The sequence below is a fragment of the Stenotrophomonas sp. GD04024 genome (assembly GCF_029837545.1).
GTDB lineage: Bacteria > Pseudomonadota > Gammaproteobacteria > Xanthomonadales > Xanthomonadaceae > Stenotrophomonas > Stenotrophomonas forensis.
This window is the reverse complement of sequence record NZ_JAOEDV010000092.1, coordinates 1-16,607: the sequence shown is the minus strand read 5'-3', so window position 1 is coordinate 16,607 and position 16,607 is coordinate 1. Positions and strand designations below refer to the sequence as shown.

Sequence of the window (16,607 nt, the reverse complement as noted above, 5' to 3'; positions counted from 1 at the left end):
CCCGCCATCCCGCAGGAAACCAGCTTGTGCTGTTGCTTCGGCGGGTGCAGGGCGCAGCCCTGCAAAGAGCCCCCCATTCAGGCAGGTAAGTGCAGGTCACAGGATAAGCAGACGCCTTGTTGCTGCCATCGAACAGGTCCACATTCCTGTGCAGGAGACGGGCCACTGCCCGTCGTCGAGACACCAGGAGACCTGCATGTCCGCTGCCCCCAGCACTGCCATTTCCCGCGATCCGGCCACCGGCCAGCTCATCGCCAGCCATCCCTTCGCCACCGACGCCGAACTGGAGGCGATCCTCGATCGCGGCCAGGCCGGCTTTGCCGCCTGGAGCGAAACCAGCCTCGAACAGCGCGCCGGCGTGTTGCGCGCGATGGCGGGTGTACTGCGCCGCGACCGTGACGCGCTGGCCGCGCTGGCCACCGCCGAGATGGGCAAGGTCCAGGCCGAAGCGTTGGCCGAGATCGAAAAGTGCGCCGTGCTGTGCGACTGGTACGCCGACCACGGCGCGCAGTTCCTGCGCGACGAACCGACCCAGGTGCCCGACGACAAGGCCTACGTGTCCTACCTGCCGTTGGGCGTGGTGCTGGGCATCATGCCGTGGAATTTCCCGTACTGGCAGGTGATGCGCGCCGCGGTGCCGATCCTGATGGGCGGCAACGGCTTCCTGCTGAAGCCGGCCGAGAACATCGTCGGCACCGCGCGGCTGCTCGATGCCGCGTGGCGTGATGCCGGGCTGCCGGAAGGCACCTTCATCGCCGCCAATATCAGCCGCGAGGGCACCAGCCGCGCGATTGCCGATGACCGTATCGCTGCGGTGACCCTGACCGGCAGCGTGGCGGCCGGTCGCAGCATTGCCGCCCAGGCCGGGCAGGCGCTGAAGAAGGTGGTGCTGGAGCTGGGTGGCTCCGATCCGTTCATCGTGCTGGCCGATGCCGATCTGGATGCCGCCGTCGATGCGGCGGTGGCCTCGCGCTTCCAGAACACCGGGCAGGTCTGCATTGCCGGCAAGCGCATCATCGTCGAAGAGGTTGTCTACGAGCGTTTCGTGGCGCAGTTCTGCCAGAAGGTGCAGGCGCTGACGGTCGGCGACGGCCGCGAGGCCGGCAGCCGCATCGGCCCGATGGCGCGCCAGGATCTGCTTGAACAGCTCGATGCGCAGGTGCGCGCTTCTGTGGAGGCTGGCGCGCAGCTGCTGGTCGGTGGCCATCAACTGCAGCGCCCAGGCGCGTTCTATGCGCCCACCGTGCTGGCCGGCGTGGAGCCGGGCATGCAGGCCTTCGATACCGAGACCTTCGGCCCAGTGGCCTCGATCAGCCGCGCGCGCGATGCCGATCACGCGGTGGAGCTGGCCAACCAGAGCGAGTTCGGCCTCAGCGGCAACCTGTGGACCGGCGACCGCGCGCGCGCCATGCAGCTGGCGCGCCGGCTGCAGACCGGCGGCGTGTTCGTCAACGGCTTCTCGGCGTCCGACCCGCGCGTGCCGATCGGCGGCGTGAAGAAGAGCGGCTTCGGCCGCGAGCTCTCGCACTTCGGCATCCGTGAATTCGTCAATGCGCAGACGGTGTGGTTCGACAAGCCTTGACGCGCGGCTCTCATCCTTCCTGCAACGATCCACCACCAGTCCAGCGAAAAGGACGGCATTCCAATGTCCAAGGGTTCAGACCTGCTCGTCGCCGCGCTTGAGAACGAAGGCGTCGAGCGTATTTTCGGCATCCCCGGCGAAGAAAACCTCGACGTGGTCGAGTCGCTCCGCCATTCCAGCATCGAGCTGGTCGTCACCCGCCATGAGCAGGCGGCGGTGTTCATGGCGGCCACCTATGGGCGCCTGACCGGCAAGCCCGGCGTGTGCCTGGCCACGCTTGGCCCGGGCGCGCTCAACTTCACCACCGGCGCGGCGTATGCGTTGCTGGGTGCGTGGCCGGTGATCATGATCACCGGGCAGAAGGGCATCGTCGCCAGCAAGCAGGCGCGCTTCCAGATCGTCGACATCGTCAGCACGATGAAGCCGCTGACCAAGCAGGCACGGCAGATCGTCTCGGCGCGCACCATCCCGACCATTGTCCGCGAGGCGTTCCGCGTGGCCCAGGAAGAGCGGCCGGGTCCGGTGCTGCTGGAACTGCCGGAAGACATCGCGGCCAACGAGGTCGAGGGCGTGGCGCTGATTCCGCCGCACGCGGTGGATCGCCCCATTGCCAGCCCGGAGGCGCTCGACCGTGCGGCGGAGATCATCCGCAACGCCAAGCGTCCGCTGCTGATGATCGCTTCGGCGGCGTCGCGGCCACAGTCCAGCGAAGCGCTGTCAGCGTTCGTGCTGCGTGCCGGCATTCCGTTCTTCACCACGCAGATGGGCAAGGGTGCGGTGGCCGGTGGCTCGGGCCTGTACATGGGCACCGCGGCGCTGACCGAGCGCGACTACGTGCACATGGCGATCGACCAGGCCGACGTGATCGTCACCATCGGCCACGAGGTCACCGAAAAGCCGCCGTTCGTGATGCGCCCGGGCGGCCCGACCGTGATCCATATCGGCTACTCGCAGGCAGCGGTGGAACAGGTGTACTTCCCGCAGGTGGAGGTGATCGGTGATATCGGCCGCGCGCTGACCCAGCTGGCCGACCGCATCGAGGGTGCGGTGCCGAACGCCGATGCGCTGCTGCCGCTGCGCGCGACCATCCTGGAGCACATCGCCGACCGTGCCGAGGAGCAGGCGTTCACCCCGCAGCGGCTGGTGCACGACGTCCGCCAGGTGATGCCACCGGACGGCATCGTGGCGCTGGACAACGGCATGTACAAGATCTGGTTCGCGCGCAACTACCGCACCCAGGTGGCCAATACGCTGCTGCTGGACAACGCGCTGGCGACGATGGGCGCGGGCCTGCCTTCGGCCATCATGGCCTCGATCCTGTACCCGCAGCGGCGGGTGCTGGCGGTGTGCGGGGATGGCGGTTTCATGATGAACAGCCAGGAGCTGGAAACGGCGCGCCGGCTGGGCCTGAACCTGGTGGTGCTGATCCTCAACGACGGCGCCTACGGGATGATCCGCTGGAAACAGGCGGTGGATGGTTTCACCGACTACGGCATGACCTTCGGCAACCCGGATTTCGTCAAGTACGCCGAGGCCTATGGCTGCAGGGGCCATGAGGTGACCGCCATCGAGCAGTTCATCCCGACCCTGGAAGCGGCGTTCAACGAGGGTGGGGTGCACCTGGTGTCGGTGCCGATCGACTATTCGGAGAACGAGCGGGTGCTGGTGGACGAACTGCGCCAGGCGTTCCCCGGCAACGGCTGACGCCGGCGCCGCGCGGCCCGGTAGGTGTCGACCTTGGTCGACACACGAAGCGCCAACCAAGGTTGGCGACTACCGGGGGCTTGTCGGCGCGAACCAGGGTTGGCGGCTACCGGGCGGGGCCGCCAGGGGCCGGGGCAGGGCGGTTTTGGTATGCTGTGGAACCGGCTGTGCCGGGCGCAGCATCCCCCCTCACTACACGATTCCCGCAGATCCATGAGCGAAGCTACCGATACCCCCCCCGTCGACGAAAACAAGTTGATCGCCGAGCGCCGTGAGAAACTCAAAGCGCTGCGTGGGCAGGGCATCGCGTACCCGAACGACTTCCGCCGCGAGGACTTTGCCGGACGGCTGCAGGAAGAATTCGCCGATCCCGAACAGTGGACCGCCGAGGCCCTGGAAGGCAACGGCCGCCAGGTGAAGATGGCGGGCCGCCTGATGGCCAAGCGGATCATGGGCAAGGCCAGCTTCGCGCAGATCCAGGACGAGTCCGGCCGCATCCAGCTGTTCCTGCAGGGCACCGTGCTCGGCGATGCCTACACGGCCTTCAAGGGCTGGGATGTCGGTGACATCATCGCCGTCGAAGGCGGCCTGACCCGTACCAAAACCGGCGAGCTGTCGGTCAAGGCCGAATCGATCCGCCTGCTGACCAAGTCGCTGCGCCCGCTGCCGGACAAGTGGCACGGCCTGGCCGACGTCGAGCAGCGTTACCGCCAGCGCTACGTCGACCTGATCGTGACCCCGGAATCGCGCGCGGTCTTCATCAAGCGCTCGAAGATCATCCGCGCCATGCGCGCGTGGCTCGACAACCGCGACTTCCTGGAAGTCGAGACGCCGATGATGCATTACATCCCCGGCGGCGCAGCGGCCAAGCCGTTCACCACCCACCACAACGCGCTGGACCTGGACCTGTACCTGCGCGTGGCGCCGGAGCTGTACCTCAAGCGCCTGACCGTGGGTGGCCTGGAGCGCGTGTACGAGATCAACCGCAACTTCCGCAACGAAGGCGTCAGCACCCGGCACAACCCGGAATTCACCATGATGGAGCTGTACGAGGCCTATGCCACGTACAACGAGATCATGGACCTGACCGAAGGCGTGATCCGTGACGTCGCCAGCGCTGTCAACGGCACCACCGAAGTGGAGTGGGACGGCGCGAAGATCGACCTGGGCCCGGCGTTCCGCCGCTGGCGCATGGACGAAGCCGTGCGCCACCACAACCCGGAGATCTCCGCCGCCGACTGCACCGATCGTGAGGCGCTGCTGCGCCATTGCGAGCGTCTGAAGATCAAGGTCAAGCCGTCCTACGGCTGGGGCAAGCTGCTGCTGGAGATCTTCGAAGCCACCGTCGAGCACACCCTGATCCAGCCGACCTTCATCACCGATCATCCGGTCGAGGTCTCGCCGCTGGCCCGTGCCAACGACAACGATCCGGGCTACACCGACCGCTTCGAGCTGTTCGTCAATGGCAAGGAGCTGGCCAATGGCTTCTCGGAATTGAATGATCCGGAAGACCAGGCCCAGCGCTTCCAGGCCCAGGTGGCCGCGAAGGAAGGTGGCGACGACGAGGCGATGCATTACGACGCCGACTACATCCGTGCGCTGGAGTACGGCATGGCCCCGACCGGCGGCCTCGGCATCGGCGTCGATCGCTTGGTGATGCTGCTGACCGGCAGCAGTTCGATTCGTGACGTGCTGCTGTTCCCGTACATGCGTCCGGAGCAGTAAGCCGTTTTTCTGACTCCTGATTGTGCGCGCCGTCGCGAAACGAGACGGCGCGATTGACGCGTCCCGCACTCGGCGTATCGTTAATGCACTACCTTGACGCCTGTTATGGCTTGATCGGCGCCAGGGGGATGGTGCATTGTGAAGCGTCCGCTTCACAATGTGATGACGATCATGAACCGGGACGTATGACACGGGAGTCAGGCCGATGCAGGGTGCGAGCGTTCGCAGCGGCAGAGTATCCTCGCCTGCTGATGATCCAGCATGGTCGAGAAGCCAGGCAGAGTACGCGTTGAACATCGTCATTGTTGATGATCAGACGTCCGCGCGGACGATGCTGCGTCATGTCATCGAGGACATCGCGCCGGAACTGAGCGTGTATGACTTTGGTGACCCGCTGACCGCGTTGGCCTGGTGCGAGGCGCATCCGGTCGACCTGCTGCTGCTCGATTACCGCATGCCGGAGATGGACGGGCTGGAGTTCGCCCGCCGTTTCCGCCGCCTGCCCAAGCACCGCGATATTCCCGTGATCCTGATCACCGTGGTTGGCGACGAGCCGATCCGGCAGGCGGCGCTGGAAGCGGGTGTCATCGATTTCCTGGTCAAACCGATCCGCCCGCGCGAACTGCGCGCGCGCTGCTACAACCTGTTGCAGCTGCGCCAGCAGACCGAGAACGTGAAACAGCGTGCGTTGTCGCTGGAACAGCGGCTGCTGGCCAGCATGCACGAGGTCGAGGAACGCGAACGCGAAACCCTGTCGCGATTGGCCCGTGCGATCGAGTTCCGTGATGCCGGCACCAGTGCCTATCTGGAACGCATGGCGCGGGTCGCCGGACTGATCGCCGAGCAGCTCGGCCTGCCTGAGGATGACGTCAAGCTGATCGAGATGGCGGCGCCGCTGCATGACATGGGCAAGATCGCGATTCCCGATGCCGTGCTGCTCAAGCAGGGCAAGCTCAACGACGAGGAGCTGGCGATCATGCGCCGGCACCCCAGGATCGGCCATGAACTGCTCAGTGGCAGCCAGAACCGCTTCATCCAGGTCGGCGCATTGATCGCACTGCGCCATCACGAGCGCTATGACGGCAGCGGTTACCCGGACGGCCTGGTGGGCGAGGCCATTCCCCTCGAGGCGCGGATCGTGGCCGTGGCCGACGTGTTCGACGCCCTGATTTCGCCCCGTCCGTACAAGGAAGCATGGACCATGGAAGCCACGCTGGCCTATCTGTATGCCCAGCGTGGCCGGTTGTTCGACCCGCGCTGCGTGGATGCGCTGATGCGCGGCCACTCGCAGCTGATGGATATCTGCGCCCAGCACTCGACGGCATCGACGCGACCGGGTGGGTGACATGCAGGACCTGTTCGCACGCGTGAGGCGCAAGCTGGCGCAGCGTCCGGATTCGGAGCATGGCCAGGCGATCGTGCGGATGGTGCTGATCTCGCTGATCCTGGTCTATGTGCTGTTGTCGGGCGCCCGCCTGCATCGGCTCGAGCAGTACCAGGGCGTGCTGGCGACGGTGTTGACCGGGCTCGGCCTGTCGCTGCTGCTGTTCGGCTGGCTGCTGTGGAAGCCGGGCCGCTCGGACCCGCGACGGGTGGCCGGGATGCTGGCTGACTACGGGTTGATCGCGATCGGCATGATACAGATGGGCGAGCCGCTGGCCTGGGTGTATGCCGTGGTGATGTGGGTGACGGTCGGCAATGGGCTGCGCTTCGGCCCCCGCTACCTGGCCGCTGCCATCGCGTTGGCAATGGCCAGTTTCGGTGCCACCGTGCTGTTGACCCCGTACTGGCGGGCCAACCCTGGCCTGGCCCTTTCCCTGTGGCTGGGGCTGCTGGCGGTGCCCCTGTGCTGCTCTTCCCTGCTGCGCCGAAGGATGCGACATCCGACCATGGATACCACCCCCGCCGCCGCCACCGTCTCGCGTTCGCTGCTGGCCCGCTTCAGGCAGCGCCTGTCCGGGCGCGAAGACAGCGAGCACGCGCAGAACCTGATCCGCATCGTCATCACTGCACTGTTCATCAGCTATCTGGGCTGGCGCTCGCTCAGCGGCGGCGGTGAAGCGCTGACGGCCACCTGGCTGATCCTGGCCTTCGAACTGACCATCTCCGCCGGCCTGCTGGCGGCGATCCTGGTGCATCCGGGCGTGTCGCATGTGCGCCGGGTGATCGGCATGCTGACCGACTACACCTGCATGGCCTGGATCATGACCATCCAGGGCGAGCCGGCGGCACCGTTGTACGCGGTGATGCTGTGGGTGACGATCGGCAACGGCATGCGCTACGGCAGTACCTATCTGCGCGTGGCCACCGCGATGGGCTGCCTGGCTTTCCTGTGCACGGTGATGCTGTCGCCGTACTGGCGGGGCCACGACTATCTGGGCTGGGGCCTGCTGCTGGGCCTGGGCGCGATCCCGCTGTACTTCGACTCGTTGCTGCACGCACTGACCCGCGCCGTGGCCGAAGCACGCCAGGCCAACGAGGCCAAGAGCCGCTTCCTGGCCAACATGAGCCACGAGTTCCGTACACCGCTGAACGGCCTGGCCGGCATGACCGAAGTGCTGGCCACCACCCGCCTGGACGATGAGCAGCGCGAATGCCTGAACACCATCCAGGCCTCGACCCGCAGCCTGTTGGCGCTGGTGGAGGAGGTGCTGGACATCTCCGCGATCGAGGCGGGCAAGGTGCGGGTGGAGTGGCACGAATTCGCGCTGGCCGATGTGCTGCAGGCGATCAACCTGATCCTGACCCCGCAGACCCGCTCGAAATCGCTGGACTACCGCGTGCAGGTGGACGAGAACGTGCCGCCGCGCCTGCTGGGCGACGCCGGCCATCTGCAGCAGATCCTGCTGAACCTGATGGGCAACGCGGTCAAGTTCACCGACAGCGGCTACGTGCAGTTGCACGTGTCCAGCCCTGATGCGCTGGGCAGCGAGCGGGTACGCCTGCGCTTCGAGATCGTCGACAGCGGCATCGGTGTGCCGGTGGCGCTGCGCGCCCGCCTGTTCAATGCATTCGAGCAGGGCGATGTCGGCCTGGCCCGCCGCCATGAGGGCACCGGCCTGGGCACGGCCATTGCCAAGGGCCTGGTGGAGTCGATGGGCGGCCAGGTCGGTTACGCCCCGAACAGCCCGCGCGGCAGCGTGTTCTGGGTCGAAATCACGCTGGACGTTGCAGACCCCGTGGCGGCGCCGGTGGCGGCGTCCGAGGTGGCCGAAGCCGGCAACGTCATTGCCTTTTCCAATCCGTTCCTGCGCCATCGGGCACGGGTGCGCAGCCTGCGGGTGCTGGTGGCCGATGACCATGAAGCCAACCGGATGGTGCTGCAGCGCCTGCTCGAGAAAGCCGGCCACAAGGTCACCTGCGTCAATGGTGGCGCCGAAGTGCTCGATGCGCTTGAGCAGGCAAGCTACGACGCGGCGATCGTCGACCTGCACATGCCCGGCATGAGCGGCCTGGACCTGCTCAAGCAGCTGCGGGTGATGCAGGCCAGTGGCATGCCCTATGTGCCGGTGATGGTGCTCAGTGCCGATGTCACCCCCGAGTCGATCCTGCGCTGCGAACAGGCGGGCGCGCGCGCGTTCCTGGCCAAGCCGGTGGTCGCCACCCGGCTGCTGGAAGTACTGGCCGACGTTGCGGCCAATACCCGTGCCGAAACCGGCATCCAGTCGGTGCCCGCCTTGCCGGTCGGCGATGGCGTGCTCGACACCGCCGTGCTGGACGAGCTGGCTGCGCTGGGCATGGGCGATGGCTTCGAACGCAAGTTCATCGACCAGTGCCTGGCGGATGTCGACGCCAGCATGGGCCAGCTGCAGGCCTGCGGTGAGCGCCAGGCCTGGGAAGACTTCCGCGAGCACGCCCACGCCTTGCGGGGTGTGGCGAGCAACCTGGGACTGGTCCAGGTTGCCGCCTCCAGTGGCGAGATCATGCGCATGGCGGACTGGCAGCTGAAGGGCGAGTGGAACACCCGGCTCGGCAACCTGTCGGCCGCCCTGCGCAACGGCAGGAATGCGCTGGCTGTGCGTAGTGCGGGGGCACCGCACCGCGACGACAGTGAGCGCAGCCCGTCCTGAACCGCCGGGCTGTCAGGCCGGGTCGCCATTGCGCCGGGCCTGCGCCCGCACCAGCCGATCCATCGTACGCAGGGACTTTTCGCCGAGCTGCATGGCGGTGTCGACCCAAATCTCGGTGATCCGCATCATTTCGTGCAGCGGCACCATGGTGGCGATCTCGTTGACTTCACGCATCGCCGCCCAGGCGTGCGGAGTCCGCTTGCTGTCCTTGATCACCTGTTCCACTGCGGCCACGCCTTCGCCGACCGGGACGACGATGTCGACCAGGCCCATCTCCTTGAGCTGGCGGGCCGTGTAGAGATTGCCCTCCAGCATGATCTTCTCGGCCAGGCGCGGGCTGATCCGCTGGCACAGGAAGGAGTAGGCGCCCATGCCGGGGAACAGGTCGAACAGCACCTCCGGCAGGCCCATCAGTACGCCTTCCTCGGCAACGATGGTGTGGCAGCTCAGCGCCGCTTCGAAGCCGCCGCCGAGTGCATTGCCCTGGACCAGTGCGATGCTGTGCGCGCGGGCGCCAAGACCGGCATGGAAGGCATGCACGCCGCGCACGCAGCGCTGCGCGTAGTCAAGCAGGCGGGCGCGATCCCCTTCGCGGATCAGGCGGCAGAACAGTTCGAGATCGCCACCCAGGTTGAACACGTCGCTGTCCGAGGCCAGAACGACATGGGGTGACAGAACATGCGAGGCGCTGAGACGATCGCCCAGTTCGCGCTGGTAGTCGACGATGTCATCGACCAGGCGCGAAGCGAAGCACGGCCGGCCCGGCTGGTTGACCAGGTTGGCGTGCATGTGGATCCAGTAGACATTCCGCTCCAGTTCCTCGGTGATACGCAGGGTAGGGTGCTGGGCGGGGCGGGTGATGATGGGGCGTACTGCGGACATGGAAGTTCTCCGTGTGACCGTCCGGCCAACCGCAGAGCGGACGGAGAAGAGTGAGGGGGCGAGCTGAACGTGCGGCGGCGACTGATTCTATGCACCCGTCGTGAACCGCCCGCAAGCGCTGGGCCGGCCATGTTCCGGCAATGAAAAGGCCCCGCCGTCGCCGGCGGGGCCCCTGTTCTGCCTGCTTGCCCGCAAACCCTTACTGGGCGGGCGTATCACGCAGCTCGCGACGGAGAATCTTGCCGACGTTGGTCTTCGGCAGCTCTTTTCGGAATTCTACGATTCTGGGGTGCTTGTATCCGGTCAGGTTTGCCCGCGCGTGCTCCTTGACCATTTCGGCGGTCAGGTTCGGGTCCTTCTTCACGATCACGACCTTCACCACTTCGCCGGATTTCTCGTCCGGAACGCCGACTGCGGCTACTTCCAGCACGCCCGGCATCATCGCGATGACGTCCTCGACCTCGTTCGGGTACACGTTGAAGCCGGACACCAGGATCATGTCCTTCTTGCGGTCGACGATGTAGAAGAAGCCGTGCTCGTCCATCTTCGCCATGTCGCCGGTGTGCAGCCAGCCGTCGGCATCGATGGCCTTTTCGGTTTCATCCGGGCGCTGCCAGTAACCCTTCATCACCTGCGGGCCCTTGATGCACAGCTCACCGACTTCGCCCAGCGGCAGGATGTTGCCGTTGTCGTCCTTGATGCAGGCATCGGTGGACGGGATCGGCAGGCCGATCGAGCCGTTGTACTCGGGCAGGGTGAGCGGGTTGATGCAGGCCGCCGGCGAGGTTTCGGTCAGGCCGTAGGCCTCGACCAGGGTGACGCCGGTGGTCTTCTTCCAGCGCTCGGCCACCGCGCGCTGCACCGCCATGCCGCCGCCCAGGGTGAACTTGACCGAAGAGAAATCGATCTCGTCGAAGCCGGGGGTGTTGAGCAGGCCGTTGAACAGCGTGTTGACGCCGGTGATGGCGGTGAAGCGGGTGCCCTTCAGCTCCTTGACGAAGCCCTTCATGTCACGCGGGTTGGTGATCAGGTGGTTGCAGCCACCGAACTTCATGAAGACCAGCCCGTTCGCGGTCAGCGCGAAGATGTGGTACAGCGGCAGGGCGGTGATGATCACTTCCTTGCCCGGCTCGATGCCCGAGGTGGACAGCCAGGCCGACGCCTGCTGCATGTTGGCGATCAGGTTGCGGTTGGTCAGCATCGCGCCCTTGGCCACGCCGGTGGTGCCGCCGGTGTACTGCAGGAAAGCGATGTCGTCGTGATCGATCTCGACCTTCGGAAGCGCGTGGCGGCTGCCCAGCTTGAGCGCCTGCTTGAAGCGGACCGCGCCCTTGACGTGGTAGTTGGGCACCATCTTCTTGATGTACTTCAGCACGAAGTTGACGATCGCACCCTTGGCGCCGAGCAGGTCGCCCAGGCCGGTGGTGATCACGTGCTTGACCGGCGTGTCGGCGATGACCTGCTGGACGGTGTCGCCGAAGTTGTCGACCACCACCAGCGCGCTGACACCGGCATCGACCAGCTGGTGCTTGAGTTCGCGCGCGGTGTACAGCGGGTTGACGTTGACCACGGTGAGCCCGGCACGCAGCACGCCGAAGGTGGCCACCGGGTACTGCAGGCAGTTGGGCATCATCAGGGCGACGCGGTCACCCTTCTTGAGCTTGAGCTCGCCCAGCAGGTAGGCGGCGAACTGGGTGACCAGCGCATCGGTCTCACCATAGGTGATGACCTTGCCGAAGCTGGAGTAGGCGGGACGGTCGCGGAATTTCGCGACGGAGGCGTCGAAGACCGAGGCGACCGAATGGAACTCGTTGACGTCGATTTCGGCGGGAACGCCTTTCGGATAGCTCTGCAGCCAGGGACGATCCAGACTCATATTCCCCCTCCAGGAATCGTGATGTATTAGGTTCCGGCCTGAGCGTATCGACAATGGCCGGTCATTGCAGCATACCCCGCCGTAGGGAAAACGCGAAGAGGCCCCGTAGGGCCTCGTTGTTCTGATGGATGCCGGCCAGCGGCCGGCACTACCTCTGGCCCGGTCCGGTCGCCTGACTCAGCCCTTGCGTACCGGTGCGCCGTTGGCCTTGTAGTACGGCGCGGTGCTGCGGGCGAGCGGGGTGCGGCCGCGGATCACGTCGGCCAGCTTCTCGGCCATCATGATGGTCGGCGCGTTGAGGTTGCCGGTCACCACCTGCGGCATGATCGAGGCATCGACGATGCGCAGGCCTTCCAGGCCGTGCACGCGGCCCTGGCCGTCGACCACCGCCATCGGATCATCAGCGTGGCCCATCTTGTTCGAGCAGGACGGGTGGTAGGCGGTTTCGGCGTGCTCGCGCACGAACGCATCGATCTGCGCGTCGGTCTGCAGCGCGCTGCCCGGCGAAATCTCGCGGCCGCTGTACGGCGCCAGCGCCGGCTGCGCGAAGATCTCGCGGGTGATGCGGATCGCCGCGCGGAACTCGCGCCAGTCCTGGTCGTGCGACATGTAGTTGAACAGGATGCTGGGATGTTCGCGCGGGTCCTTCGAGCGCACGTGGATGCGGCCGCGGCTGGGCGAGCGCATCGAGCCGACGTGCATCTGGAAGCTGTGTGCCTTGATCGGGTTGGAGCCGTTGTAGTTGATCGCCACCGGCAGGAAGTGGTACTGCAGGTTCGGCCAGTCGAACTCGGCGTCGCTGCGGATGAAGCCGCCGGCCTCGAACTGGTTGCTGGCGCCGATGCCGGTGCCCAGGAACAGCCACTCGGCGCCGATCGCCGGCTGGTTGTACAGCTTCAGTGCCGGCGCCAGCGACACCGGCTTCTTGCACTCGTACTGCAGGTACATCTCAAGGTGGTCCTGCAGGTTGGCGCCGACGCCCGGCAGGTGGTGCACCAGGTCGATGTCGAGGCTGCGCAGCAGGTCGGCCGGGCCGACGCCCGAACGCTGCAGGATCTGCGGCGAGGCGATGGCGCCGCCGCACAGCAGCACTTCGCGGCGCGCGGTGGCACGCTGCGGCTGGTCGTTGTGCAGCCACTGCACGCCCACCGCACGCTTGCCCGAGAACAGGATGCGATCGGTCAGCGCGTGGGTGACGATGGTCAGGTTCGGGCGCGGCTTGGCCAGGTCCAGGTAGCCGCGGGCGGTGCTGGAGCGACGGCCCTTCGGGGTCACCGTGCGGTCCATCGGGCCGAAGCCTTCCTGCTGGTAGCCGTTGAGGTCGTCGGTGCGCGGGTAGCCGGCCTGCACGCCGGCCTCGACCATCGCCGCGAACAGTTCGTTGTTGCCGGCCTTCGGCGTGGTCACGCGCAGCGGGCCGTCGCCACCGTGGTAGTCATTGGCGCCGATGTCGCGGGTTTCCGCCTTGCGGAAGTAGGGCAGGCAGTCCAGGTAGGTCCAGTCTTCCAGGCCCGGCATGCTGGCCCAGTTGTCATAGTCCATCGCGTTGCCGCGGATGTAGCACATGCCGTTGATCAGCGACGAGCCACCCAGGCCCTTGCCGCGGCCGCAGTCCATGCGGCGGTTGTTCATGAAGGGCTCGGGATCGGTCTTGTACGCCCAGTTGTAGCGCTTGCCCTGCAGCGGGAACGCCAGCGCGGCCGGCATCTGGGTACGGAAGTCGAGCCGGTAGTCCGGGCCACCGGCTTCCAGCAGCAGCACGCTCACATCGGCATCTTCGGTGAGGCGGGTGGCCAGCACGTTGCCGGCCGAACCGGCGCCGATGATGATGTAGTCGTACTCGTTATGGGTGCTCATGGGTGTCTCCTGCAGGCCGGGGCGCGCTGCATGCAGGCGTCCCGGCGGAATGTCGGATCGGCACGGTGGCCGGACGATGGGGCGCGCTCAGGGCGCGCCGATCAGAACACGCTGGCGTAGTCGCCCAGCTCGACCTGCACCGACTTGATGCGGGTGTAGTGGCCGAGGGTGGAGATGCCGTTCTCGCGGCCGACGCCGGATTCCTTGTAGCCGCCGACCGGCATTTCGGCCGGCGATTCACCCCAGGTGTTGATCCAGCAGATGCCGGCTTCCAGGCGGTGGATGATGCGGTGGGCGCGGCTGACGTCCTTGCTGACCACGCCGGCAGCGAGGCCGAAGGTGGTGTCGTTGGCACGGCGCACCACTTCGTCTTCGTCGTCGTAGGCGAGGATGCTCATCACCGGCCCGAAGATCTCTTCGCGGACAATGGTCATGTCATCGCGGCAGTCGGAGAACACAGTCGGCAGCACGTAAGCGCCGTTGGCCAGCGCACCTTCGGTGGCACGGCCGCCGCCGGCCAGCAGGCGGGCGCCCTCGGCCTTGCCGCTTTCGATGTAGCGCAGCACGTTTTCCATGTGCGGGAAGCTGGTCAGCGGGCCGAAGTTGGTCTCGGCGGCCATCGGGTCGCCGATGCGGATGCGCTTGACACGCTCGACAACGGCGGCTTCGAACGCGGCCAGCATGCTGCGCGGCACGAACACGCGGGTGCCGTTGGTGCAGACCTGGCCGGAGCTGAAGAAGTTGGCCATCACCGCGATGTCGGCGGCGCGGTTGAGGTCGGCGTCATCGCAGATCACCAGCGGCGACTTGCCGCCCAGCTCCATGGTCACTTCCTTCAGCGACGAGGAGGCGGCACTGGCCATGACCTTCTTGCCGGTGGCGACGCCGCCGGTAAAGGAGATCTTCTCGATCACCGGGTGCTCGGTCAGCCACTGGCCGATTTCGCGGCCCGGGCCCTGCACGACGTTGAACACGCCGGCCGGCACGCCGGCTTCGGTGTAGATCTCGGCCAGCCGGATCGCGGTCAGCGGGGTCACTTCGGACGGCTTGAACACCATCGCGTTGCCGGCAGCCAGGGCCGGGGCCGACTTCCACATGGCGATCTGGATCGGGTAGTTCCACGCGCCGATGCCGGCGACCACGCCCAGCGGCTCGCGGCGGGTGTAGAAGAAGCTCGATTCGCGCAGCGGCAGCTGGATGCCTTCGATGGCGGTGGCCAGGCCGGCGTAGTACTCGACCACGTCGGCACCGGTGACGATGTCCACGGTGGTGGTCTCGGCCAGCGCCTTGCCGGTGTCCAGGGTTTCCAGGTGGGCCAGCTCATCATTGCGCTCGCGCAGGATCTCGACCGCACGGCGCAGGATGCGCGAACGCTCCATGGCGGTCATCGCGGCCCACACCTTCTGGCCTTCGGCCGCGCTCTGCACGGCGCGCTCGACGTCGGCCTGGCTGGCGACCTGCACTTCGGCGATCACCTCACCGGTGGCCGGGTTCACCGACTTGAAGGTCTTGCCGCTGGTGGCATCGACGCGCTGGCCGTGGATGTACAGCTGTTGGACGGGCAGGGTGGTCATGGGGGCGTACTCCTTGGAAGGGGGCGGGTGCTGAAGCGCTTATAGCGCGACAGCCTGCAACTGGAAGTCGATGTAGCCGTAAGCGATGCGCCGGGACTTCTCGGCATTGAACTGGCCGCCGACCAGGCTGCCGCGCAGCCACAGGCCGTCGATCATCGCGGCCAGGCCGCGGGCGGCCAGGCGGGCCTGCGGGTGGGGCAGCAGGCGGTTGAACTGGTGGCACAGGTTGGAGAACAGGCGCTGGTCGTTGGCGCGCTGCAGCCGGGCCAGTTCCGGCTGGTGCATGCTCGCGGCCCAGAAGGTGAGCCAGACGCGCATCGCGGTGCCGTTGATCTGGCTGTCATCGAAGTTGCCATCGACGATGGCACGCAGCTGGTCGCGCGGGTCATCGCCGACATCGGCGCGGTAGCGCGCAACGGCGTCCTTCAGTTCGCGCAGGATCTGCCGCATTGCAGCATTGAGCAGGCCGTCCTTGTCGCCGAAGTAGTGGGCGACGATGCCGCTGGACAGCCCTGCCTTCTTCGCGATGGTGGCGACGGTTGCATCGGCCATGCCGATCTCGTCGATGGTCTGGAAAGTGGCCCGGATCAGCTGCTCGCGCCGTACCGGTTCCACGCCTTTCTTCGGCATTGTCTCTCCACGGATTGCGACCCGAAGGATCGGGCTGCCCGCCATTATGCTTTTTATTGATTGAACGTTCAATCAATAAACCCTAGGATGCGCTCGCGCCCCACGCCATGGGCCCGGTTTACCGGTCCGGCCCCGCCCATGTGCTCCCTCGGACTTGATGAGACGACCCCATGTCTTCCCTGGCTCATCCCAAGCGTTCGCCCCTGCGCTTGAACCGTTTTGTGTTCTTCAGTTCCTCGGTGTCGATCGGCATCCTCGGGCTGCTCACCGTTCTCTATCCCGAAGGCAGCGAGCACTGGCTGCAATGGGCGCAGGCCGAGGTGTCGGCGGCGTTCGGCTGGTGGTACATGCTGCTGATCGTGCTGTGCCTGGGCTTCGTGCTGTGGCTGGCGTTCTCGCCGTATGGCCGCATCCGCCTGGGCCACAACGAGGAATCGCCGGCCTTCGGCTACGTGCCCTGGGTGTCGATGCTGTTCTCGGCCGGCATCGGCATCGCGCTGCTGTACTACGGCGCCTACGAGCCGCTGGATCACTTCCTCAATCCGCCCGGGCAGCCCGGCGGTACCGTGGCCGCCGGCCGCGAGGCGATGGTGCTGACCTTCCTGCACTGGGGCCTGCACGGCTGGGCGCTGTACGCGCTGGTGGGCGTGGCGCTGGGCTATTTCGCCTACCGCCGTGACCTGCCGCTGGCGCTGCGCTCGGCGCTG

Annotated in this window: 11 protein-coding genes; 6 read left to right on the top strand and 5 right to left on the bottom strand. The window is 66.5% G+C overall.

What is annotated here, in order from left to right; translation table 11 throughout:
* Positions 1-196 precede the first annotated feature (196 nt).
* The 5 genes from N7590_RS19560 to N7590_RS19540 all read left to right on the top strand — a co-directional run bounded on the left by N7590_RS19560 (position 197) and on the right by N7590_RS19540 (position 9,081).
* Positions 197-1,582 carry an NAD-dependent succinate-semialdehyde dehydrogenase gene (locus N7590_RS19560; RefSeq protein WP_164242994.1) on the top strand — a complete coding sequence of 462 codons (1,386 nt, stop codon included), beginning with the start codon at positions 197-199 and terminating at the stop codon, positions 1,580-1,582.
* Positions 1,583-1,645: 63 nt separating this feature from the next.
* Positions 1,646-3,286, top strand: a complete 1,641-nt coding sequence (locus tag N7590_RS19555) for an acetolactate synthase large subunit (RefSeq protein WP_053510827.1) — start codon at positions 1,646-1,648, stop codon at positions 3,284-3,286.
* 213 nt (positions 3,287-3,499) lie between these two features.
* On the top strand, positions 3,500-5,011 hold the full coding sequence (gene lysS, locus N7590_RS19550) for a lysine--tRNA ligase (RefSeq protein WP_164242866.1): 1,512 nt from the start codon (positions 3,500-3,502) through the stop codon (positions 5,009-5,011).
* Positions 5,012-5,216: 205 nt separating this feature from the next.
* Positions 5,217-6,356, top strand: a complete 1,140-nt coding sequence (locus N7590_RS19545) for a two-component system response regulator (RefSeq protein ID WP_053449649.1) — start codon at positions 5,217-5,219, stop codon at positions 6,354-6,356.
* 1 nt (position 6,357) lies between these two features.
* The gene (locus N7590_RS19540) at positions 6,358-9,081 is read left to right on the top strand and encodes a response regulator (protein WP_080375999.1); all 2,724 of its coding nucleotides are present in this window, start codon (positions 6,358-6,360) and stop codon (positions 9,079-9,081) included.
* Positions 9,082-9,093: 12 nt separating this feature from the next.
* Here N7590_RS19540 and N7590_RS19535 read toward each other — a convergent pair whose 3' ends face one another.
* The 5 genes from N7590_RS19535 to betI form a co-directional block, all read right to left on the bottom strand.
* Positions 9,094-9,963 (bottom strand): crotonase/enoyl-CoA hydratase family protein, encoded by an 870-nt coding sequence (locus N7590_RS19535; protein ID WP_164242867.1) that lies wholly within the window; start codon positions 9,961-9,963, stop codon positions 9,094-9,096.
* A gap of 199 nt (positions 9,964-10,162) precedes the next feature.
* Positions 10,163-11,839, bottom strand: a complete 1,677-nt coding sequence (locus N7590_RS19530; protein WP_053449651.1) for a long-chain fatty acid--CoA ligase — start codon at positions 11,837-11,839, stop codon at positions 10,163-10,165.
* Positions 11,840-12,016: 177 nt separating this feature from the next.
* Positions 12,017-13,696: a choline dehydrogenase gene (gene betA / locus N7590_RS19525; protein WP_133934573.1), complete on the bottom strand. Its 1,680-nt coding sequence runs from the start codon at positions 13,694-13,696 to the stop codon at positions 12,017-12,019.
* Between the two features lie 101 nt (positions 13,697-13,797).
* Positions 13,798-15,270, bottom strand: coding sequence for a betaine-aldehyde dehydrogenase (gene betB / locus N7590_RS19520; RefSeq protein WP_053510826.1), 1,473 nt, complete (start codon positions 15,268-15,270; stop codon positions 13,798-13,800).
* A 39-nt stretch (positions 15,271-15,309) separates the two neighbouring features.
* Positions 15,310-15,900: a transcriptional regulator BetI gene (gene betI / locus N7590_RS19515; RefSeq protein ID WP_049455864.1), complete on the bottom strand. Its 591-nt coding sequence runs from the start codon at positions 15,898-15,900 to the stop codon at positions 15,310-15,312.
* Between the two features lie 170 nt (positions 15,901-16,070).
* On the opposite strand from betI, the gene N7590_RS19510 reads away from it, so the two are divergent.
* A partial coding sequence (locus tag N7590_RS19510) for a BCCT family transporter (RefSeq protein ID WP_279935812.1) occupies positions 16,071-16,607 on the top strand: 537 nt, incomplete at its 3' end.

Bases quoted from the DNA above. Each gene is read 5' to 3' on its own strand.
- N7590_RS19535 (WP_164242867.1), bottom strand. From the start codon at position 9,963: ATGTCCGCAGTACGCCCCATCATCACCCGCCCCGCCCAGCACCCTACC.
- N7590_RS19540 (WP_080375999.1), top strand. From the start codon at position 6,358: ATGCAGGACCTGTTCGCACGCGTGAGGCGCAAGCTGGCGCAGCGTCCG.
- betA (WP_133934573.1), bottom strand. From the start codon at position 13,696: ATGAGCACCCATAACGAGTACGACTACATCATCATCGGCGCCGGTTCG.
- N7590_RS19545 (WP_053449649.1), top strand. From the start codon at position 5,217: ATGCAGGGTGCGAGCGTTCGCAGCGGCAGAGTATCCTCGCCTGCTGAT.
- betI (WP_049455864.1), bottom strand. From the start codon at position 15,900: ATGCCGAAGAAAGGCGTGGAACCGGTACGGCGCGAGCAGCTGATCCGG.
- N7590_RS19555 (WP_053510827.1), top strand. From the start codon at position 1,646: ATGTCCAAGGGTTCAGACCTGCTCGTCGCCGCGCTTGAGAACGAAGGC.
- N7590_RS19530 (WP_053449651.1), bottom strand. From the start codon at position 11,839: ATGAGTCTGGATCGTCCCTGGCTGCAGAGCTATCCGAAAGGCGTTCCC.
- N7590_RS19560 (WP_164242994.1), top strand. From the start codon at position 197: ATGTCCGCTGCCCCCAGCACTGCCATTTCCCGCGATCCGGCCACCGGC.
- betB (WP_053510826.1), bottom strand. From the start codon at position 15,270: ATGACCACCCTGCCCGTCCAACAGCTGTACATCCACGGCCAGCGCGTC.
- lysS (WP_164242866.1), top strand. From the start codon at position 3,500: ATGAGCGAAGCTACCGATACCCCCCCCGTCGACGAAAACAAGTTGATC.